Below are 18,800 nucleotides of genomic sequence, written 5' to 3' on the forward strand. Positions count from 1 at the left end.
CCGCCGCGCTCCCGACCGCCGCGAGGAACGTCCGGCGCGACGACCCGCGCGTTTTCCGCCCATCGCCACCGCGTGATTGATTCCCATCTATCATGGTAATTGCAAACAATACGTACACCGGAAGAGGGCACGGGAGTAGTGCCTACCCCTGTTGGCTCTTTATATTAGTTTCCGAAGATATGGTGACGTGTTTCAGGTGTACTAGGCGCTTAAAATTCGGAGCGCAGCGTGCGCCGGAGGCAGTCGGACTCGGCCGCGGTCAGGTGCTGTCGGGGTTCGCGGGCGTCGTCGCGTCGGCGAGCGCGTCGCTGAGGAGTTTCTTTTCGGCCCGGCGGAGGTGTTCCAACACGGTCGGCCTGCTCACCTCGAACGCCGCCGCGATTTCCTCGACGGTGACGCCCCGCGGCCAGTCGTAGTAGCCGCGTTCGAGCGCGTAGCCGACGACCTCGGCCTGCCGCTTCGAGAGCCGCGTGGAGGGGCCGACGAAGGGTTTCAGCCGCCGGAGTTCGACGGTGCCGAGCGACCGGAGGCCCGAGATGATAGCCTTGAGGTCGGCCCGGCGGAACACGACCACGTCGAAGACGCGCGAGCGCCCGTAGAACTGGCTCATCCGCTGGAGCATCCCGTGGTTCTCGCGGATGACGGGGAGCGCGCCGGACGACCGCTTCGTGATGAGCAGTTGGTCGTCGCCGACGAGTTCGAGGTCGCTGACGACCTCGCTGGCGGCGAGTCGCTCGGCCATCTCGTCGCGGTGCTCCCCGGCGTCGACGACGAAGCGGATGTCCGTCTCGCCGAGCACCTCGCAGTTCGTCACGACGACCGGCCCGTCGACGAGGTCGCTCACGTGCGACAGCACGTAATCCTCGTTCAGTTCGAGGAGGATGGTGGCGCGAAGCATCGCTATCGAGACCTCCGGCTGTCAGGGCTGGACGGGCGTCCGAGACGGTCCTGTTCGACCACGGCTACTACGCCGATACGTCGCCCGCGGGTAATAGCTGTATCCCGAGGCGGACGACCCGGCGTCCGCGGCCCGCGCGGGTCACTCCTCGTCGGGCGACACCGTGATGACGGGAACCGGGGCGCTCCGAACCGTCTCCTCGGCGACGCTCCCGAGGAGAATTCGGTCGACGCCGCTCCGCCCGGTCGTCCCCATGACGACGGCGTGGATGTCGTTACCTTCGACGTACTCCCGAATCGCCTCGCTCGGCGAGCCGTGTTCGATGGTTTCCGCGAGCTTCGTGACGCCGTGTTCGTTCGCCTCCTCGACGACCTTCGAAATCGCCTCGTTCGCGCCGCGCTCGCTCTCCTCGCCGGAGAGCATCGACCGCACGTCGAACCCGAGCGCGGAGTCGTCGACCACCGAGAGGACGTGGACCGCCGCGTCGAGTTCGGCGGCGAGCGCGAGGCCGTGGCTCGTCGCCCGCTTCGTCGAGCGACTCCCGTCGGTCGGGATGAGGATGCGCTCGTAGGGGAACGTCAGCTCCTCGTCGGGCTTCATGCGGGCGGTGAGCACCGGCCGGTCCGACAGGCGGACGACCTTCTCCGTGACGCTCCCGCGAAGCTGTCGCGAGATACCCTCCCGCCCGTGGGTCGGCATCACGACGAGGTCGTAGTCGTACTCCTCGGCGTACTCGACGATGGTCGGTGCGGGGTTGCCCTGCACCACGTCCGTCGAGTAATCGACGCCGAGGTTCTGGAGCGTCTCCGCCGCCTCCTCGACGACGCTCTCGCCCTCGCGTTCGAGCGCGTCGACCACGTCGTTCTCGACGACGGTGACGCTGTCGCGGGTCGTGTCGGCGACGAAGAGTAGCCGTATCTCCGCGTCGTCCCAGTGGGCGAGTTCGCTGGCGTGGTGGAGGACCGCGCTCGACGACGTGCTCTCGTCGACGGGCAGGAGGATGCGCTCGTACATGGCTTGTCATACACCCGGTCGCGGGTAAGTCCTTTCGCCGGACGGCGTTCGCGGACCGCCCGCCGCCGGCGTCACGACCATCGGCGCGCCACACAGTTATCAGACGGCAGTGACAACCGAACGGTGATGGCACCGACAGATGAGTCTCCCCGGGGCGGCGAAACGCGGCCGCGACGCAACCGGCGGCACCGACGCCGGCAGCGCGACGACGACGAAACCGGCGTCGACGCGTGGCTCGACGCGACGGTCTACTTCGGGCTCGGACAGCACCTGCTTCTGGCGCTGCCGATGCTCTGGGTCGCCTTCATGACCGTCTCGACCCCAGTGGCGGTCACGACCGCGGCCGTCGCCTCGCTGGCGGTCGCCTGTCTCGCCATCGGCGCGCTCCGGTTGGACGCCGTCTCTGTCGGCGCGCCGTGGCACCGGATCGAAGACAACGAACTCGGTCTCGGCCCCGACGCGGGCTACGGTTTTCTCGTCCGCCGGGCGGCCTATCTGAACGCGACGCTCGGCCTCGGGACGTTCCTCGGCGCGCGCGCCGACCTCGCCGGAGCGGGCTTCCTCGGCTCTGTCGTCGCCGGCGGTGTCGCGCTCTGTGCGATGCTCGCGCTCCCCCGACTGCGCGCCGCGCCGACCCGCACGTCGGCCGCCGCCGCCGGCGTCTACTACGCCGTCTCGCTCCTCGCGGTCGCAACGTTCCCCGGCATGGTCGGCCTGTTCTCCCTGTCGCCGTCGGTCGCGCTCTGCGTGCTCGCAGTCGCGGTCGCCGCCGCGTTCGACGTGGCGACCGACCGGAAGCGTCGTTGACGGTCTGTCGGCTCCGCGGCCGTCGCACCGCCGTCCTCGGTCATCAACTTTTCAACCTCGCGCACCGACTCGTCGGGCATGACACTGATTCCGCGACCGGGATGCCCGCCCGAGGTGGCGCAGCGTGACTGACGCCGCGCTCGCCGATGACGCCGTGGCGGCGCTCCGAACGGCGGCCGACACCCTCCGCGGCCGACGCGAGGCGGTCGACGACATCGGCCGCGAGGAGCTTCGGACGCTCGCGTCCGCCGTCCGCGACGTGACAGGGATTCTCGACCGCTACGAGGAGCGGGCGACCGACGACCTCGAAGGCTACGTCGAGTTCCGCGAGGCGCTGTCGGACCGGCTGGAAGAGGTCCCCGCCGACGTGCGCCACAGCGACGCCTTCATCGACGCCAACGAGTCGCTCACGACCGGTATCACCTCGTCGCTGTCGGCGTCCGACTTCGAGCAGGCCAGACGCGAACTGGACCCAGCCCGCGAGGAGGCGGCGCTCCTCGACGAACTGGACGAGGCGAGAGACGACTATCGGAGCGCCCGCCGGCGACTGCGGGAGCGCGCGGACGAACTCGACGCGCGAATCGACCGCCTCGAACGCGTGCGGGAACTCGGTGAAGCCGACATCGACGCGCCGGTCGATGAACTCCGCGACCCCATCGAGCGGTACGACGACGCCGTGACCGAGGCGTTCGACCGATTCCGCGCCGAGTCATCGGCCCGCGAGGTGCTCGCGTGGCTGGCGGCCGCCGAGTCGTACCCGCTGGTCGGGACGCCCAGTCCCCCGGAACGACTGCGCGAGTACCTCGAAACCGCCGCCATCGGGGACGAGCCCATTTCCACGCTCGTCGAGTACGCCGGCTACTCGCGGTCGAAGCTCGACCACTACGTGGACGACCCGAAGCGGTTCGCCGCGGCCGTCGGGACGAACAAGCGGTTTCTGGAGACGCTCGACGCCGACCCGCTGACCGTGTCGTGGCCGCCGGACCCCGCCTCTGAACTCCGCTGGCGGACGAAAGAACTCGTCGCCGTCGTGAGTCGGTTCGCCGCCGACGAGACGGTCGCCCGCGCCCGGGAGGTCCACGAACTGACGTACGAGGAGTCGTACGACCGTCTCCGTGACGCCGCGGTCGCCCGCGCGGAACTCACCGAAGACCAGCGTGAGCGACTCCAGCGGGGCGTCGTCGAAGAGGAGTTAGCCGACGCCCGCGAGGAGCGCGAGCGGGTCGCTGACTGCCTCGACGCGAATCCGCCGCTGGACAACTAGGCGACAGCCAAAGAGAACGACTGACGCCGGCAAAAAGCACTTACCGCACTCGGCGGAACTCCCGACGATGCGTCTCCGGGAACTCGCTCTCCTTCTCGCGGTCGTCGGTCTCGCCTGCCTCCCCGCGCCGGTGTACCTGCCCGCGCTCGCGGACGCGACATCCCCGCCGCCGAAAGTCTCGCAGTCGTACCGGGCCGAGACGGTGTCGCTCGCAAACGAGTCCGACACAGAGACCATTGTTGACCGGCACGGTCGGACCGTCTCGATTTCGGTGCACCAAGTCAGTCACCGGTACTCGGCCGGCGAGTACCGCGCGCCGAACGAGACCCGCGAGACGCTGGAGGCGGCGATGCGGAACGGGACCGCCCGGACGACGGCGGCCGGCGCGCAAGCCGACCTTCGCGCCATCGCGCGGAACAACACGTACGTCCACGACGCCTACGGCGAGCGCCAGCGGTACTATCGGTTCAGCGTGGAAGAAAACGGCTCGCTCGTCACCGCGCGAAACGTCACGCTCCAGCGCGTCGCAAACGCCACCGTCGAACAGGGCGCGTACAGCTACGAAAGCCTCTCACCGGAAGCGAGAGAGACGGTCGATAGAATCCTCCGGAACTCCTCCGACGAGGACTTCGGCTACCGACCGCGGGTGAACGACGCCTTCGTGGACCGGCTCCCGGCGCTCGTCGAGAAGGATGGAACGCTCCACAGTATCACCGTCTACGGCCACGTCGACGACTTCGGCTTCGGAATCGCCCTCGTCGTCGGTCTCGGGGTCGCCGGAGTCGGCGCGGTCCTGATTCTCGTCGGGGGCGCGCTGTACGCCGTCGCGTGGTGGCGTGAGTAGCGAGAAAAAACGGGGACGAACCGCGAGACTGCGGCGCGGTTCAGATCAGCAGTTCAGTTCAGTTCAGTTCGCGTCGAGGATTTCGATGTCGAAGACGAGCGTCTCGCCCGCGAGTTCGTGGTTGAAGTCGATGCGGACCACGTCGTCGTCGGCGTGGACGATTTCGCCGAGGCCGCCCTGCTGGGTCTGGACGTACAGGCCCTCCTCGGGTTCGTCACCGAGCACTTCGCGGAGCTGTTCGGTCTCGTGCTCGCGGATGAGGTCCTCGTCGTACTCGCCGTAGGCCTTCTCCGGCGGGATTTCGATGCTCTCCTCGTCGCCGACGGACATGCCGACGAGCGCCTCGTCGAGTCCCTCGATGACGGTTCCCGCGCCGACCTCGACCGCGAGCGGCTCGTAGTCGCGGTCGGGCTGAGCCTCCGCGAGACCCTCTGCCTCGGCCACGTCCTGACGCGACGTGTCGAAAACCGTGCCGTCAGGGAGCGTTCCGACGTATTCGAGCGAAACGGAGTCGCCGGTTTCAATCGTCATACCCCGTACTCGCTGCCGGAGACGGATAAGTGACCGCACTGCCGACGAGTATGTGAGGAAGTTGTCAGTACATCCACGACCCATCCGCCGGGAACGACGCCGTAGCTTGAACACGACGGTCCGCGTAGCGCCCGTATGGAGTGGGACGAACGCTACCGGACCGGAACGTATCCGACCGACCCGGAGCCGTCGCCGGTGCTCCGGGCGTACCTCGACGAACTGCCCGACGGCCGCGCGCTCGACGTGGCGGCCGGCAGCGGCCGTAACGCGCTATTTCTCGCCGCAAACGGCTACCGAGTCGACGCGCTCGACCAGTCGGGTGAGGGGCTCAGTATCATCGAAGAGCGCGCCCGGGCCCGCGGATTCACCGACCGCGTGGAGACGATTCGGGCCGACGCGACGACCTACGAGTTCCCCGAGTCGACGTACGACCTCGTCACCATCAGCTACTTCCGGACGCTGGACCGCCTCGCCGACATCAAGGCGGCGCTGAAGCCCGGCGGCGTCCTGTTCTACCAGCACCATCTGCGGGCCGACCCGCCGACGACGGTGGGACCGAGCACCGACAGATACCGCTTCGACTCGAACGAACTGCTCCGCGCCTGCCTCGACCTCACGGTACTGTACTACGACGAATCGACCGAACCGCGCGACGACCGGCAGTCCGCGACGGCGACGATTATCGCGCGGAACACGCGGGGCGGGGCGCAGTCGTATCCGCGGAGAGGAGGCCACGAGTAACAATTCCGAGAGGAGATAGTCAGAGCGATTCGCAGGTGAACTCGTTTTGTAATGGGGAGGCTGAAAGAAACTCAATATTGTTTCTAAAATGAGTCAGGTATATGTGCCGCTCAGCGTCGTCTAGAAAAGCATTCAATGCGGCTTAAAAAGATATACTCTGGATAGGATTACAACTTTTGCTAGTTTTGAAATTTTATTGATATGTATCGTCAAAACGAATCCAGGCTGTGACGCCGACTCGATGACCGGTATATGACGGTAAACTTATATTAAATTCGTCTTCTCTCGCCGGCCTTGTCGGGACCACGCCGGGCCGGTATCACAGCCGGGTTCCCGCGAGGGCTGCTTCGAGTCGGGGCGGGACTGAGCAGCGACCCGAACGGGATTGGCCAGTGACTGGTTGGGTTGCGCGTCGAATCGCCTCCCGTGGCGGGACGCCAACGCCGCCGCGCCATCGTTCGGTCGGCTCCGTCCGTTCGATTTTTATCGCTCGGTGACGGTCATACACGAATGACCGTGTTAGATTGGGTCGACGAGCCGCGCATCATCGACACGCACGCCCACCAACCGACCGCGGAATTCCTCGAAGACGCCGGCGGGGAGATGATGCGGGACGCGGCGAACAGGTTCGGCGCGGAGATGGAGACGTGGAGCTACGAGGAGATGATAGCCGAGTACCGCGAGCACGACATCGGCCGAGCGGTGCTTCTCGGGTGGGACGCCGAGACGAACACCGGAAACCCGCCGGTTCCGAACGACTACGTGGCCGAGGTCAGAGACGCGCACCCCGATTTCTTCGTCGGGTTCGGGAGCGTGGACCCGCTGAAAGACGACTGCGTCGAGGAGGCGGTCCGATGCGTCGAAGACCTCGACCTCTCGGGGTTCAAGTTCCAGCAAATCGCACAGGGGTTCGACCCGAGCGACGACGAACACAGGGCGCTGTTCGACACCATCGAGGACCTCGGCGTCCCGGTCGTCTTCCACGGCGGGAACTCCACGCTCGGGGCGTGTTCGCCCGGCGGCCGCGGCCTAAAAATCAAGTACGGCGACCCGATGCTCATCGACGACGTGGCCGCCGAGCACCCGGACCTCCAGATTCTCATCGCCCACCCGGCGTACCCGTGGGAAAGAGAGCAACTCGCCATCTGCCAGCAGAAGGGCAACGTCTACATGGACCTCTCGGGGTGGCTCCCGAAGTACATCGACGAGCAGGTGCTTCACTACGCCAAGACCGTCTTGCAGGACAAGGTGATGTTCGGCACCGACTACCCGATGATTCGACCGGGGCGGTGGTTCGAGTCCTTCGAGGAGCACTTCGACGCCTCCGAGGAGGTGAAGCGAAAACTCCTCTGGGAGAACGCGGAACGGTTCCTCGGCCTCGACTGAGACGGGCAGAACGGACGAAGACGAAACAAAAACGAGACGCGACAGACCGGGGCCGACGACTCAGTCGAACTCCGGCCGGCGTTTCTCCAAGAACGCGGAAACGCCCTCTTCGTGGGCGTCGGTGTCGTAGGCGAGCGTCTGGGCGTGCGCCTCGCGTTCGAGGCCGTCCGCCCACGACCGGCCGAGGTTCGCGTGTATCGCTTCTTTCGCCAGCGCGAGCGTTTCGGTGGGCTGTGCGGCGAGTTCCGCGACCCGGTCGTCCACGACGGCGTCGAGGTCGGCGGGTTCGACCGCCTCGTTCACGAGGTTGAGTTCGGCGGCGCGCTCCGCCGAGATGAGTTTCCCGGTGAAGGCGAGTTCCTTCGCGGCGCGGAGGCCGACCAACCGGGGGAGCGTCACCGTCGCGCCCGCGTCGGGGACGAGTCCGACGTTGACGAACGACGCGCCGAATCGGGCGTCGCGGGCGGCGTAGGCGAAGTCGCAGGCGGCGACGACGGAGGTCCCCGCGCCCACGGCGTCGCCGTTGACGCGGGCGACGACCGGCACCGGGGCGGTGAGAATCGCCTCGGCGACGCGGCCGAGGGTTCCGCGGACGCGCTCGTAGGCCTCCCGGGCGGTCTCGTCGCGCTCTGCCATCGCCTGAATGTCGCCGCCGGCGCTGAAGGCGTCGCCGTCGCCCGTTATCACCGCGGCGTCGAACGCCTCGGGAGAGAGCGCTTCGAGCGCCGCCGAGAGCTCTCGGGCCACGTCAGCGGTGAACGCGTTTTTCGCCTCGGGTCTGTCGAACGTCACGGTCCGGACGCCGTCGGCGTCGTCGACTCGCATACCCGCGCTACGGGGACGCGGGGTAAATAGCCTCGCCGCGGGGGCGGTACCCGAATCAGCCGGCGGCCCGGTGCCCGAGTCGGCCGCGGTGTCGGCTCACGCGAACAGCGCGCCGAACACCGACTGTTGCGCCCGGCGGAGCCGTTCGAGGAACGCCGACTTGCTGATTCCGAGTTCGTCCGCCACGTCCCGAGCCGTGATGCTCCGGGGGAGGTCGAAGTACCCCATCTCGACGGCCGCCCGGAGGGCGGCCTCCTGCGCGGGCGTGAGGTCCCACGCGCGACCGATGGGCGACTCCTCGTCCGCCCGGAGGGGGTAGACGCGCTGGAGTTGGATACCGACGGTGCCGCCAGCCGTCTCCATCACGCCGCGGAGTACGTCGTAGCCGACGACCGCCCCGCGCATCGTCGCGCCGCCGTCGTCGTACCGCATCGACTCGACGAGGAAGCCGGCGTCGACGAGTTCGTGGACGACGCAGGGGTGTTTCGAGAGACAACGGAAGATGTACGTGTCGTCGCCGCGGGTGACGTGGAGGTAGCGGATGGCGTCGTCGTCGTCGAGGGCCTCGGGGAGTCGGTCGTCCGCGGGAGCCGAAAAATGAAGCAGGACGTTGCCGTCGGCGCGGAGTTGCGGCGCGTTCGCGTCGACCGCGACGGGGACCGCGTCGGTCGCCCGCGCCAGCGGGCAGTCGTCGCCGTCGATGCGAAACTCGGCCACCAGACACTCCGCTATCATCGGCGTGTGTGTACGTGGCACGAATATAAAAAGGCAGGCCATGGACGGGTCAATCCGTAAGTAGTTATAGATGATAGTTCCTGATAGACCAATGGACCTCGAAACCGTCAAAGAACGGGCGGGCCCGCGGCAGTTCGCTCCGAAAGACGACATGCCCGAGGAGTACCGCAAGGCCGCGACGCGGATGATTCAGTTCCACGCGAACAGCGAGGTGATGGGCGGGTACCTCGAAAAGCCGTTCATCCGGCAAGCGCCGAGCATCGACCGAAAGTTGGCGTTCTCGGCGAAGGTACAGGACGAAATCGGCCACGCGCAACTGCTCTACCGCGCGGCCGAGTCCCTCGGCATCAAGACGCGCGACGAGATGCTGGACGAACTCGCCCGCGGCGACGGCAAGTTCCTCAACTGCTTCCACTACCCGATGGAGTCGTGGCACGAGGTGCCGATGATAGCGTTCTTCGTCGACGGCGCGGCCATGCACCGGCAGGCGACGCTCAAGAACACGTCGTGGACGCCGTACGCCCACGCGATGGACAAGGTGTGCTTCGAGGAGGGATTCCACGTCAAACACGGCGAGTCCATCCTCTCCGAGTTGATGAACGGGTCGAAGGCGACCCAAGAGAAGACGCAGGCCGCCTTCGAGACGTGGTGGCCGCGAATCATCCAGTTCTTCGGCCCGACCAACGACAAGTCCGTCCACAACGACTTCGCCCAGGAGGTCGGCCTGAAGACGAAGTCCAACGACGAACTGCGCGACACCTTCCTCGACACCTACGTCCCGAAAGCGGAGAAGTACGGCCTCGTCGTCCCCGAGTACCCGCGCATCGAGTACGACGAGGAACTCGACACCTACCACGTCAACGAGGACGACCTGAACTGGGACGAGTTCTGGACCATCGCCAAGAACGCCTCCGAGGGGAGCCACGAGCAGATTGACTCCCGCGCGAAGGCGCAGGAGGCGGTCGAGTGGGTGCGCGAATCGATGCACGGCTGGGAGGGCGCGTCGGGGGCCGGTACCCCGCAGGCGGCGGACTGAGAACCATGATTTGGGAAGTGTTCAGACAGGACAAACCGGGAGCGTACCACAAACACTGCGGCAACGTCCACGCGCCGGACCGCGAGTTGGCGCTGCAGTTCGCGGCCGTCCAGCACGGCCGGCGGATGAAGACCCACAGCCTGTGGGTCGTTCCGCACGACGAAATCGGTGAAATCGACGCCGACGAGACGAGCTTCGGCGGGACGACCGACAAGACCTACCGCTGGGCCACCTCGTACACGGACATCGAACCGGCCGCGCCGGAAGTCGCCGAAAGCGAGGCCGAGCAGGCCGACGTGGAGAAATCGCTCGAGGCGGACAGCTAACCATGCCCGACGCCCTCAATCCCGAAGACCTCGACGCCGAACAGCGCGCCGCGCTCGAAGAGCTGCTGTTCCGCCTCGCGGACGACGAGTACGTCCACGGCGAGCGCCTCATCGAGTGGCAGATTTACGCGCCGACGCTGGAGTCCGACCTCGCGTTGGCGAACGTCGCACAGGACGAGTTCGGCCACGCTCGGCTGTGGTACGACCTGCTCGAAGAACTCGGCCACACCGAGGCGGAACTCATCTGGGAGCGCCCCGCCGACGAGTTCAGACACGCCACGCTGGTCGAACTCCCGTTCGCGGAGGGCGACTGGGCCGACGTGGTCCTGCGGAGCTACCTCTACGACGCCGCCGAGCGCCTGCGCCTCGACGCGCTCGTCGACACCAGCTACGCGCCGCTCGCTGACCGCGTCGGCAAGGTGCTGAGCGAGGAGCGCTACCACCTCGAAAACGCCCAGAGTTGGCTCGACCGCCTCGCCGAGGGCGACAGCCGCGACCGCGTGCAGGACGCGCTCGACCGGCTGTTTCCCCACGCGCTCTCGCTTTTCGTCGAGCCCGACCACGAGGACGCAATCGTCGACAACGGCTTCCGGACGATGTCCACCGCCGACCTCCGCATCGAGTGGCTGGAGACGGTCATTCCGTACCTCGAATCGCTCGGGCTCGACGTGCCCGAACCCGACGAGGTCGAGCGCCCGAGCGCCCGCGGCCGCGACGGCACCCACACCGACCACTGGGACGAACTGGCCGCGGAGTTCCGACGGACGTACGAGGAGCTCGAAGCGCCCGAGCCGGCGCGAATCGGCGGGGAGCGTGTCTGACGTGAGCGCCGACGACGCGCCCGAGGCGACCGACGCGACCGCCTGCGGCTACACGGAGTACGTCGACGGCGAGGTGCCCGAGGGCTTCCCGAAGACGGGCGTCGGAGCCGCGGGCGTCGAAGCCGACATCTGGGACGCCCTCTACGAAATCGAGGACCCGGAGATGCCGGTGAGCATCGTCGACCTCGGCCTCATCTACGACGTTCGCGTCGTCGAGCGGGAGGGCGAAGACGGCGAGGCGAAGACGCTCGGTATCGTCGAGATGACGCTGACGTACACCGGCTGTCCGGCGCGCGACTACCTCGAAAACGACGTGCGGTGCGCGATTCTGTCGGCCGGCGTCGACGAGGCGTCCGTGCGACTCCGGTTCACGCCGGAGTGGACCGTCGACATGGTGACCGAGGCGGGCCGCGAGGCCCTCCGCGAGTTCGGGCTGGGGGTGTGAGCGATGCGACGTTTCGACCCCAGCACCGAGACGACGGGCGAGACATCGGGCGCGGAGTGCCCGTACTGCGGTGGCACGAACACCGTCCGCGAGCACCCGAAAGGCCCGGGGCTGTGCCGGTCGATGCACTTCTGTAACGACTGTCAAGAGCCGTTCCAGCGGTTCGAATAACGTCGGCGGAGAGACCGAGAAGAGCAATTTTTTCGAACGGCGTCCGCGGAGCGCCGAGGCGGTCACTCCGGGGACGGCGGGTCGAGGGCCGGAGCGTCCAGTGGGAAGCGAGTTGAGGGCCGGAGCGGTCAGCGAATTACGGGCCGAATTCGCGGGCGAATCAACCGAGGTTGAGGTTCACGTTCTTCGCCTGCGTGAACTCGCGGACGGCCTCCGCGCCCTGTTCGCGGCCGTGACCGCTCTGTTTCGTGCCGCCGAAGGGCGTCTGCGGGAACGTCACCGGGTACTCGTTGACGCTGACCATTCCGTAGTCGAGCGCGTCGGCGACGCGGTGGGCGCGAGAGAGCCCCTCGGTCCAGACGCCGGCGAGAAGCCCGTACGGCGAGTCGTTGGCGAGTTCGATTGCCTCCGTTCGGTCCGAGAACTCGGTGACGACGAGGACCGGGCCGAATATCTCCTCGCGGGCCACGGTCATGTCGTTCGTCACGTCGGTGAGAACCGTCGGCTCCACGAAGTAGCCGGTGTCTTTGTCCTCGGGGACGCCCCCGCCGCAGGCGACGGTCGCGCCCTCCTCGACGCCGAGGGAGATGTACTCCAACACGTCCTCGCGGTGGGACTCGCTGACGACCGGCCCCATCCGGCCGTCGTCGTCGATGCCGGAGCCGAGCGGGGTCGATTCGGCGCGCGCGACGATTCGCTCGACGAGGTCGTCGGCCACGTCCTCGTGGACGAGCAGGCGCGACCCGGCCCAGCACATCTGGCCGGCGTTCATGAAGATACCGTAGTGGACGCCCTTGGCGGCGGCGTCGAGGTCGGCGTCGGGGAAGACGACGTTGGGGCCCTTCCCGCCGAGTTCGAGCGTGACTCCGGTCACGTTGACCGCGGCGTCGGCCATGACGCCCGTGCCGATTTCGGTGCTGCCGGTGAAGGTGACGTGCGCCACGTCGGGGTGCGACGCGAGCGCCGACCCCGCCTCGGACCCGCGTCCGGGAACCACGTTCACCACGCCGTCGGGGAGGCCGGCTTCCTCTGCCGCGAGGCCGTAGTAGAGCGCCGAAAGCGGCGTCTGGCTGGAGGGCTTTACCACCGCCGTGTTACCGCAGGCGAGCGCCGGCGCGAGACTGCGCCCCGCGAGTTGGAACGGGTAGTTCCACGGGACGATGTGTCCGGTGACGCCGAGCGGTTCGCGGGTCGTGTAGTTGACGCGCTGGCCGGGGACGGGGTTGTACTCGCCGGTCACCTTGTCGGTCCATCCGGCGTAGTAGCGGAAGGTGTCGACGACCATCTGGACCTCCATACCGGCCTCGAACGGCGTCTTGCCGTTATCGTGGGACTCGACGAGCGCTATCTCGTCTTTCCGCGCCTCGATGAAGTCGGCCATCGCGCGCAGTTTCTCGCCGCGCTCGGCCGCGCTCGTGGTCTCCCACTCGCCGCCGCGAGCGCCCGCCGAGTTCGCCGCCCGCACCGCGGCGTCGACGTCCGCCTCGCCCGCGCAGGCGACTTCGGCGTACGGTGCTTCGGTCGCCGGGTCGCGCGTCTCGATGGTCTCGTCCGATGCCGCGGCTACCCAGTCTCCGTCGATGTAGAGACCGGTCGGGCCACTGTATTCCATTACGAAATACCCTTTTCGCGCATAATATTAACTATTTTTGATTACTGACTCTGCGGCGGGCGGAGAACTCAACCGGTTTTGTAGACTCCCCTCGCAGTCGCCACGTGATTCCCGTCCGTCGCGTACACGTCCACGTCCACGGTTCCCACGTCGCCGCCGAGTCGAACCACGTCGGCCTCGGCGCGGAGGTCGCCGGTCCCCGCGTTGAGATAGTCGATTCGCATGTCGATAGTCGGGACGGGCTGGTCAACCTCGCTGACGAGCGCCGCACCGCCGACCGTGTCCGCGAGCGTGAACGTCACGCCGCCGTGGGCCATCACCCGGTCGGCGTTCCACGACAGTTCCTCGCGCATCTCGATGCGACCCTCCGCGTGCCCGTCTGCGACCTCGGTGACTTCGACGCCCAACAGCCGCGCGAACGGCATGCTCTCGAAGAACTCCTCGATGTCCATGCCACCAGTTCGCACAGGTGCGTTAAGTTCGTTTCGTCGGTCGGCCCCGGCCGGCCGACGAGACGCCGGGGCCGTCAGTCGGCCATCGAGACGCCGAGGTACCGGTCGAGCACCTCGTCGGCGGCGGCGACCTCGTCGGCGGGGCCCTCGTGGACGACCCGGCCCTTGTCGAGGATGTAGACGTAGTCCGCGGCGTCGAGGGCGACCTGCACGTTCTGTTCGACCAGAAGGATGGTCGCGCCGTCGTCGTTCAGTTCCTCGATTTTTCGCTGGACCTGTTTGACGATGGCGGGCGCGAGCCCTTCGGTCGGTTCGTCGAGCAACAGGAGGTCCGGCGCGGAGACGAGCGCGCGGGCGATGGCGAGCATCTGCTGTTCGCCGCCCGAGAGGTTCGCACCCCGGCTGTTCCGGTGGCGCGCGAGGTTCTCGAACTCGTCGACGATGGCATCGACGCTCGGTTTTTCGGCGTCTCGACGACCGCCGATGCGGCCGATTTCGACGTTCTCGGAGACGGTCAGGCCGGGGAAGATGCGGCGCTCCTCCGGGACGAGTGCGATGCCCTCGCGGGCGGTCTTCTCCGGCGACAGCGTCGTGATGTCCGCCCCGTCGAAGGTGATAGTCCCCTCTGACGGCGGGACGTTCCCGAGGATGCTCCGGAGCGTCGTCGTCTTGCCGACGCCGTTGCGCCCGATGAGCGTGACGACCGACCCGCGAGGAACGTCGAGGTCGATACCTTGCAGGACGCGGGTCGACCCGTAGCCCGAGACGAGTCCGCGGACGGACAAGAGCGGTTCGTCGCTCACGTCTCGACACCCCCGAAGTAGGCCTCGCGGACCTCCGGGTCCTCCGAGACGGCCGCGGGCGTCCCCTCGGCCAGCACCTCACCGCGGTGGAGGACCGTGATGCGGTCGGACACCCGCATCACGAGGTCGATGTCGTGTTCGATGAGCAGGAGCGTCCGGTCCGACAGCACCTCGTCGATGAGGTCCATCGTGGCCCGCGTCTCCTCGGCGCTCATGCCGGCGGTCGGCTCGTCCAGAAGCACCATGTCGGGGTCGGTGGCGAGCACGATGGCGATTTCGAGCCGGCGCTTGTCGCCGTAGGCGAGCACGTCCGCGGGTTCGTCGCCGCGGCCCAAGAGGCCGGAGCGGTCGAGCACGCGGTCGGTGTGCTCGTTCACGTCGTCGAAGGCGTCGCTTCGCCGGAGGTACGCTTCGACCGGCGTGAAGCCGCCCTCGCGGGCCGCCTGCGCGGCGAGGCGGACGTTCTCGCGGACCGTGAGCCCCGAGAAGACGTTCGTGATTTGGAACGACCGACCGAGGCCGCGGCGCACGCGCTCGTGCGGCGGGAGCGCGGTCACGTTCTCGCCGTCGAACGTCACGGTGCCGCGGGTCGGTCGGAGCGCGCCGGTCAGGAGGTTGAACGTGGTCGTCTTGCCGGCCCCGTTCGGGCCGATGAGGCTCCGGAACTCGCCGCGTTCCACGTCGAGGGCCACGTCGTCGACGGCGACGAGCTTGCCGAACTCCTTCGTCAGGTTCTCGGTTCGCAGTATCGGGTCACTCACGGCGGTCGACCTCCGGGTCGGTGACGCCGGCCTGTTCGCCGACGCGGTCGTGGAACCGGTCGCCGACGGCCGATTCGAAAAGCGGGTGGTCCGCCACCGTCCGCGGGAGCGACACGAGCCCCCGCGGCACGAAGATGACGAACAGGACGAACAGCACGCCGATGACGAGCTGCCACTGGTCGATGTACGACGAGAGCACGTCCTCCGCGGCGACGAAGACGCCCGCGCCGAGCATCGGCCCGTAGAGCGTCCCCATGCCGCCGAGGACGGTCATCACGATGACCTCGCCCGAGTTTATCCAGTGGAGGAACGACGGCGCGACGTAGCCGTTGTTGGCGGCGAACAGTCCGCCGGCGAGCCCCGCGAGGCCGCCGGAGACGACGAAGGCGCGGCGCTTGTAGGCAGTCACGTCGTAGCCGATAAAGGAGGCGCGCTCTTCGCTCTCGCGGATGGACTGCAACACCGAGCCGAACGGCGCGCGGATGAGACGGCGGGCCAGCAGGTACGACCCGACCACGACGGCGAGGAGGAAGTAGTACTGGACGACGCCGCCGTCGAGGACGACCGGTCCCAGCGGGACCGCGAACTCGCCGGGGTCGACGCCGAGGCCGGCGAGGCCGTAGAACGCGTCGACGCCGAACAGGCCGTCGGAGCCGCCGGTGAAGTCGAACTTGAACACGGCGTTGTAAAACAGCTCCGCGAACCCGAGGGTTATCATGGCGAAGAACACCCCGGACACGCGTATCGAGAGGTAGCCGACGCCCCACGCGATGGCCGCGCAGACGGCGACGGCGACGACGAGCGCGACGAACACCGACGGCGAGACGTGCATGAGCGTGAGGACCGAGGCGTACGCGCCGACCCCGTAAAACAGCGTGTGACCGAGCGAGACGAGGCCCGCGTAGCCGAGCACGAGGTCGAGGCTGAGCGCGAACAGCGCCCAGATGAGGATGTCTTCGAGGAGCGTCACGGAGTAGGTGACGCCGGTCACCTCCGCGAGAAGCGGGACGACGAGGAGCGCGCCGACGCCGGCGTAGCCGAGTTTCGCGCGGGTCTCCGCGGACAGCACGCCGCCGCCGGAGCCGTGGAGGAGCGCGCCGTCGTGGTGGTCGCCCGCGCCGACGCTCGTGCCGAACAGCCCCGTCGGCTTGACGACGAGCACGGCGATCATGAGCAGGAAGACGATGAGCCCCTCCAGGAACGGCGCGTACGTCCGGGCGAACGTCTGGACGAGGCCGACGAACAGCCCGCCGACCACGGCCCCGCGGAACGACCCGAGGCCGCCGAGAACGACGATGACGAACGCCGGGATGATGACCGAACTCCCCATCGTCGGGCTGACGTTCTGGTACGCGCCGAGGACGATGCCGGCGACGCCGGCGAGCGCCGCGCCGAACCCGAACGTCAGGGTGTAGTAGCGGTCGATGTCGATGCCGAGGGTGCGGACCATCTCGCGGTCCTCGGAGCCGGCGCGGATTATCATCCCGAAGCGGGTGCGGTTCAACAGGAGCCACGTGCCGAGCGCCAGCGCCGACCCGAAAACGATGATGCCGTAGTTGTACAGCGAGTAGTTGAACCCGAACAGCGCGACCGGCTGGTCGAGAACCGAGGGAATCGGAAACGGCTGGGCGGACTTACCCCACACCGACGTGATGAGGTCGTTGATGATGAGGACGAGCCCGAACGTCAGGAGGATGTGGTACAGCGGGTCGCGGCCGTACAGCCGCTTGACGGTGAGCCGCTCGATACCCATCCCGACGACGCCGACGAGGAGGGGCGCGACGACGAGCGCGACCCAGAAGCCCGCGCCGCCGAGGGGGCCGGCGATGGCGAACGCGAAGTACGCGCCGAGGGCGAACAGCTCGCCGTGGGCGAAGTTGATGACGTCCATGACGCCGAAGATGATGGAGAGTCCGGCCGCGAGCAGGACGTACACCATCCCGACGACGAGCCCGTTGAGGACCTGCTCGGCGACGGCACTAGCGACCGACATGCTAGAGCGAGCAGCCGAGTTCGCCGCAGTCGGGGAGCGCGTCCGCCCCGGCTATCATCTCGCCGAGTTCGACGGTCGCGGGACCGCTCCCGCCGTCCGGCGCGACGAGTTCGCCCGGCCACACCGGGTTCGTCGCCTGGTGGTCGCAGTCGCGGAACTGGTTCGGCCCGAGAATCGTGTCCATTTCGAGGCCCGGAAGCACCTCCTTGACCTCCGCGGAGTCGGTCGACCCGGCCTCCGCGATGCCCCGCGCAGTCATCCGAACGGACATGTACGCGGCCCGCGCGAAGTTGTCCGGCAGGGAGTCGTACTCGCTCCGGTAGGCCTCGACGAACGACTGGTTGTCGCCCGTTTCGAGCGTCGGCAGGTAGCGGACCCCGCCGTAGGTGCCGTAGGCGGCCTCGCCGAGCGCGCCGCGGACGACCGAGAACGTCATCGTCGGCGACATGAGGTTCACGCTCTCTTTGAGCCCCTGACTCGCCGCCTGCTTGACGAAGTTGATGAGGTCGCCGCCGGTCATGCCGAGAACGGCCACCTCGGCGTCGGAGTTGGCGATTTGGCTGACGTAGGAGTTGTAGTTGGTCGAGCCGAGCTGCGAGCGGCTCCGGCCGACGACTTCGATGTCGTGGCCGTCGCGCATGCGGCGCTCGACGCGCTGCATCACCGACTCGCCGTAGGCGTAGTCTGCGATATGGAACCACACCTTAGTGCCGAGGTTCTCGGCGGTGTAGTCGGAGACGGCTTCGGCCATCTGCGCCGTGTTCGTCTCGGCGCGGAACACCCATTCGTTGCAGTTCGACCCCGTGATGGGAACCGCGGCCCCGCCGGGGTTGTAGATAATCTCCTCTTCGGCCGCGAACTCGTTGAGCGCGAGCGCGACGCTGGACGATATCGCGCCCATGAGATACGACGCCCCGTCCTGTTCGACGACGGACTGCGCCTTCCGTCGGCCGGTCGAGGGGTTCGCCTCGGTGTCCTCGTAGACGCCCGTTATCTCCACGTCGATGTCCGCGTTCTCGTTGACGTGCCGTATCGCCAACTCGGCCCCGTTCCGCTGGCCGACCGCGAGACCGCCGTACGGGCCGGTCATCGGGCTAATCACCCCGTAGGTGATGGCGTTCGACCCGCCGCCCCCACCGCCGCCGAGACAGCCGGCGACGCCCGTCAGCCCGGTCACGCCCGCCAACCCAGCCGCCTGTACGAACCGTCGCCGCGACGGATGCGGCTGTGCGCCGCTGTCCGCTGAACAATCGTCTCTCATGGTGTGTATGTTCACATGTAACATGAAAAACTTCACGTTTAAATGTTTGCGTTATACCGGCGACGAGAACGTCG

Annotated in this window: 21 protein-coding genes; 10 read left to right on the top strand and 11 right to left on the bottom strand. The window is 67.5% G+C overall.

What is annotated here, in order from left to right:
• Positions 1-259: 259 nt before the first annotated feature.
• Both ACSR87_RS18480 and ACSR87_RS18485 read right to left on the bottom strand, forming a co-directional pair.
• Positions 260-898 carry a helix-turn-helix domain-containing protein gene (locus tag ACSR87_RS18480; RefSeq protein WP_498531655.1) on the bottom strand — a complete coding sequence of 213 codons (639 nt, stop codon included), beginning with the start codon at positions 896-898 and terminating at the stop codon, positions 260-262.
• A 141-nt stretch (positions 899-1,039) separates the two neighbouring features.
• Complete coding sequence (locus ACSR87_RS18485; RefSeq protein ID WP_498531656.1) at positions 1,040-1,912, bottom strand: universal stress protein; 873 nt, start codon at positions 1,910-1,912, stop codon at positions 1,040-1,042.
• 126 nt (positions 1,913-2,038) lie between these two features.
• On the opposite strand from ACSR87_RS18485, the gene ACSR87_RS18490 reads away from it, so the two are divergent.
• From ACSR87_RS18490 to ACSR87_RS18500, 3 genes are all read left to right on the top strand, one after another.
• Positions 2,039-2,719 (top strand): DUF8215 family protein, encoded by a 681-nt coding sequence (locus tag ACSR87_RS18490; protein WP_498531657.1) that lies wholly within the window; start codon positions 2,039-2,041, stop codon positions 2,717-2,719.
• A 124-nt stretch (positions 2,720-2,843) separates the two neighbouring features.
• On the top strand, positions 2,844-3,983 hold the full coding sequence (locus ACSR87_RS18495; RefSeq protein ID WP_498531658.1) for a DUF7118 family protein: 1,140 nt from the start codon (positions 2,844-2,846) through the stop codon (positions 3,981-3,983).
• A 67-nt stretch (positions 3,984-4,050) separates the two neighbouring features.
• On the top strand, positions 4,051-4,827 hold the full coding sequence (locus ACSR87_RS18500; RefSeq protein ID WP_498531659.1) for a hypothetical protein: 777 nt from the start codon (positions 4,051-4,053) through the stop codon (positions 4,825-4,827).
• Positions 4,828-4,890: 63 nt separating this feature from the next.
• Here ACSR87_RS18500 and ACSR87_RS18505 read toward each other — a convergent pair whose 3' ends face one another.
• Positions 4,891-5,358, bottom strand: coding sequence for an FKBP-type peptidyl-prolyl cis-trans isomerase (locus tag ACSR87_RS18505; RefSeq protein ID WP_008572124.1), 468 nt, complete (start codon positions 5,356-5,358; stop codon positions 4,891-4,893).
• 135 nt (positions 5,359-5,493) lie between these two features.
• Between ACSR87_RS18505 and ACSR87_RS18510 the strand changes: the two genes are divergently transcribed.
• Together ACSR87_RS18510 and ACSR87_RS18515 are read left to right on the top strand one after the other, a co-directional pair.
• Positions 5,494-6,099: a class I SAM-dependent methyltransferase gene (locus tag ACSR87_RS18510; protein WP_498531660.1), complete on the top strand. Its 606-nt coding sequence runs from the start codon at positions 5,494-5,496 to the stop codon at positions 6,097-6,099.
• A gap of 510 nt (positions 6,100-6,609) precedes the next feature.
• Positions 6,610-7,485, top strand: coding sequence for an amidohydrolase family protein (locus ACSR87_RS18515; protein ID WP_498531661.1), 876 nt, complete (start codon positions 6,610-6,612; stop codon positions 7,483-7,485).
• 60 nt (positions 7,486-7,545) lie between these two features.
• On the opposite strand, the gene ACSR87_RS18520 is transcribed toward ACSR87_RS18515, so the two are convergent.
• Together ACSR87_RS18520 and ACSR87_RS18525 are read right to left on the bottom strand one after the other, a co-directional pair.
• Positions 7,546-8,310: an enoyl-CoA hydratase/isomerase family protein gene (locus ACSR87_RS18520; protein ID WP_498531662.1), complete on the bottom strand. Its 765-nt coding sequence runs from the start codon at positions 8,308-8,310 to the stop codon at positions 7,546-7,548.
• Between the two features lie 96 nt (positions 8,311-8,406).
• Entirely contained in the window at positions 8,407-9,045 is a 639-nt protein-coding gene (locus ACSR87_RS18525; RefSeq protein WP_498531663.1) for a helix-turn-helix domain-containing protein, read from the bottom strand.
• A gap of 91 nt (positions 9,046-9,136) precedes the next feature.
• Between ACSR87_RS18525 and paaA the strand changes: the two genes are divergently transcribed.
• Genes paaA through paaE form a run of 5 tightly spaced genes read left to right on the top strand, consistent with a single transcriptional unit; the run spans position 9,137 to position 11,844 of the window.
• Complete coding sequence (paaA, locus tag ACSR87_RS18530; RefSeq protein WP_498531664.1) at positions 9,137-10,081, top strand: 1,2-phenylacetyl-CoA epoxidase subunit PaaA; 945 nt, start codon at positions 9,137-9,139, stop codon at positions 10,079-10,081.
• A gap of 5 nt (positions 10,082-10,086) precedes the next feature.
• Positions 10,087-10,407 carry a 1,2-phenylacetyl-CoA epoxidase subunit PaaB gene (gene paaB / locus ACSR87_RS18535; RefSeq protein WP_004040859.1) on the top strand — a complete coding sequence of 107 codons (321 nt, stop codon included), beginning with the start codon at positions 10,087-10,089 and terminating at the stop codon, positions 10,405-10,407.
• 2 nt (positions 10,408-10,409) lie between these two features.
• Positions 10,410-11,228, top strand: coding sequence for a 1,2-phenylacetyl-CoA epoxidase subunit PaaC (gene paaC / locus ACSR87_RS18540; protein ID WP_498531665.1), 819 nt, complete (start codon positions 10,410-10,412; stop codon positions 11,226-11,228).
• Complete coding sequence (paaD, locus tag ACSR87_RS18545) at positions 11,221-11,673, top strand: 1,2-phenylacetyl-CoA epoxidase subunit PaaD (RefSeq protein ID WP_498531666.1); 453 nt, start codon at positions 11,221-11,223, stop codon at positions 11,671-11,673. Before paaC ends, paaD begins: the two co-directional genes overlap by 8 nt.
• Before the next feature lie 3 nt (positions 11,674-11,676).
• Positions 11,677-11,844, top strand: a complete 168-nt coding sequence (gene paaE, locus ACSR87_RS18550; RefSeq protein ID WP_004040862.1) for a 1,2-phenylacetyl-CoA epoxidase subunit PaaE — start codon at positions 11,677-11,679, stop codon at positions 11,842-11,844.
• 160 nt (positions 11,845-12,004) lie between these two features.
• On the opposite strand, the gene ACSR87_RS18555 is transcribed toward paaE, so the two are convergent.
• The 6 genes from ACSR87_RS18555 to ACSR87_RS18580 all read right to left on the bottom strand — a co-directional run bounded on the left by ACSR87_RS18555 (position 12,005) and on the right by ACSR87_RS18580 (position 18,651).
• Entirely contained in the window at positions 12,005-13,456 is a 1,452-nt protein-coding gene (locus ACSR87_RS18555; protein ID WP_498531667.1) for an aldehyde dehydrogenase family protein, read from the bottom strand.
• Between the two features lie 68 nt (positions 13,457-13,524).
• Positions 13,525-13,908 (bottom strand): PaaI family thioesterase, encoded by a 384-nt coding sequence (locus tag ACSR87_RS18560; RefSeq protein WP_008572147.1) that lies wholly within the window; start codon positions 13,906-13,908, stop codon positions 13,525-13,527.
• Between the two features lie 74 nt (positions 13,909-13,982).
• Positions 13,983-14,711, bottom strand: coding sequence for an ABC transporter ATP-binding protein (locus ACSR87_RS18565; RefSeq protein WP_498531668.1), 729 nt, complete (start codon positions 14,709-14,711; stop codon positions 13,983-13,985).
• Complete coding sequence (locus tag ACSR87_RS18570; RefSeq protein WP_498531669.1) at positions 14,708-15,472, bottom strand: ABC transporter ATP-binding protein; 765 nt, start codon at positions 15,470-15,472, stop codon at positions 14,708-14,710. The genes ACSR87_RS18565 and ACSR87_RS18570 overlap by 4 nt, the downstream gene beginning before the upstream one ends.
• On the bottom strand, positions 15,465-17,465 hold the full coding sequence (locus ACSR87_RS18575) for an ABC transporter permease (RefSeq protein WP_498531670.1): 2,001 nt from the start codon (positions 17,463-17,465) through the stop codon (positions 15,465-15,467). Before ACSR87_RS18575 ends, ACSR87_RS18570 begins: the two co-directional genes overlap by 8 nt.
• Before the next feature lies 1 nt (position 17,466).
• Positions 17,467-18,651, bottom strand: a complete 1,185-nt coding sequence (locus tag ACSR87_RS18580) for an ABC transporter substrate-binding protein (RefSeq protein ID WP_498531696.1) — start codon at positions 18,649-18,651, stop codon at positions 17,467-17,469.
• Positions 18,652-18,800 lie beyond the last annotated feature (149 nt).

Source organism: Haloferax sp. SDI50 (genome assembly GCF_059802635.1).

Excerpts from the sequence above, each read along its gene's own strand:
- ACSR87_RS18480 (WP_498531655.1), bottom strand. The coding sequence starts at position 898 with ATGCTTCGCGCCACCATCCTCCTCGAACTGAACGAGGATTACGTGCTG.
- ACSR87_RS18485 (WP_498531656.1), bottom strand. The coding sequence starts at position 1,912 with ATGTACGAGCGCATCCTCCTGCCCGTCGACGAGAGCACGTCGTCGAGC.
- ACSR87_RS18490 (WP_498531657.1), top strand. The coding sequence starts at position 2,039 with ATGGCACCGACAGATGAGTCTCCCCGGGGCGGCGAAACGCGGCCGCGA.
- ACSR87_RS18500 (WP_498531659.1), top strand. The coding sequence starts at position 4,051 with ATGCGTCTCCGGGAACTCGCTCTCCTTCTCGCGGTCGTCGGTCTCGCC.
- ACSR87_RS18505 (WP_008572124.1), bottom strand. The coding sequence starts at position 5,358 with ATGACGATTGAAACCGGCGACTCCGTTTCGCTCGAATACGTCGGAACG.
- ACSR87_RS18510 (WP_498531660.1), top strand. The coding sequence starts at position 5,494 with ATGGAGTGGGACGAACGCTACCGGACCGGAACGTATCCGACCGACCCG.
- ACSR87_RS18515 (WP_498531661.1), top strand. The coding sequence starts at position 6,610 with ATGACCGTGTTAGATTGGGTCGACGAGCCGCGCATCATCGACACGCAC.
- ACSR87_RS18520 (WP_498531662.1), bottom strand. The coding sequence starts at position 8,310 with ATGCGAGTCGACGACGCCGACGGCGTCCGGACCGTGACGTTCGACAGA.
- ACSR87_RS18525 (WP_498531663.1), bottom strand. The coding sequence starts at position 9,045 with ATGATAGCGGAGTGTCTGGTGGCCGAGTTTCGCATCGACGGCGACGAC.
- paaA (WP_498531664.1), top strand. The coding sequence starts at position 9,137 with ATGGACCTCGAAACCGTCAAAGAACGGGCGGGCCCGCGGCAGTTCGCT.
- paaB (WP_004040859.1), top strand. The coding sequence starts at position 10,087 with ATGATTTGGGAAGTGTTCAGACAGGACAAACCGGGAGCGTACCACAAA.
- paaC (WP_498531665.1), top strand. The coding sequence starts at position 10,410 with ATGCCCGACGCCCTCAATCCCGAAGACCTCGACGCCGAACAGCGCGCC.
- paaE (WP_004040862.1), top strand. The coding sequence starts at position 11,677 with ATGCGACGTTTCGACCCCAGCACCGAGACGACGGGCGAGACATCGGGC.
- ACSR87_RS18555 (WP_498531667.1), bottom strand. The coding sequence starts at position 13,456 with ATGGAATACAGTGGCCCGACCGGTCTCTACATCGACGGAGACTGGGTA.
- ACSR87_RS18560 (WP_008572147.1), bottom strand. The coding sequence starts at position 13,908 with ATGGACATCGAGGAGTTCTTCGAGAGCATGCCGTTCGCGCGGCTGTTG.
- ACSR87_RS18575 (WP_498531670.1), bottom strand. The coding sequence starts at position 17,465 with ATGTCGGTCGCTAGTGCCGTCGCCGAGCAGGTCCTCAACGGGCTCGTC.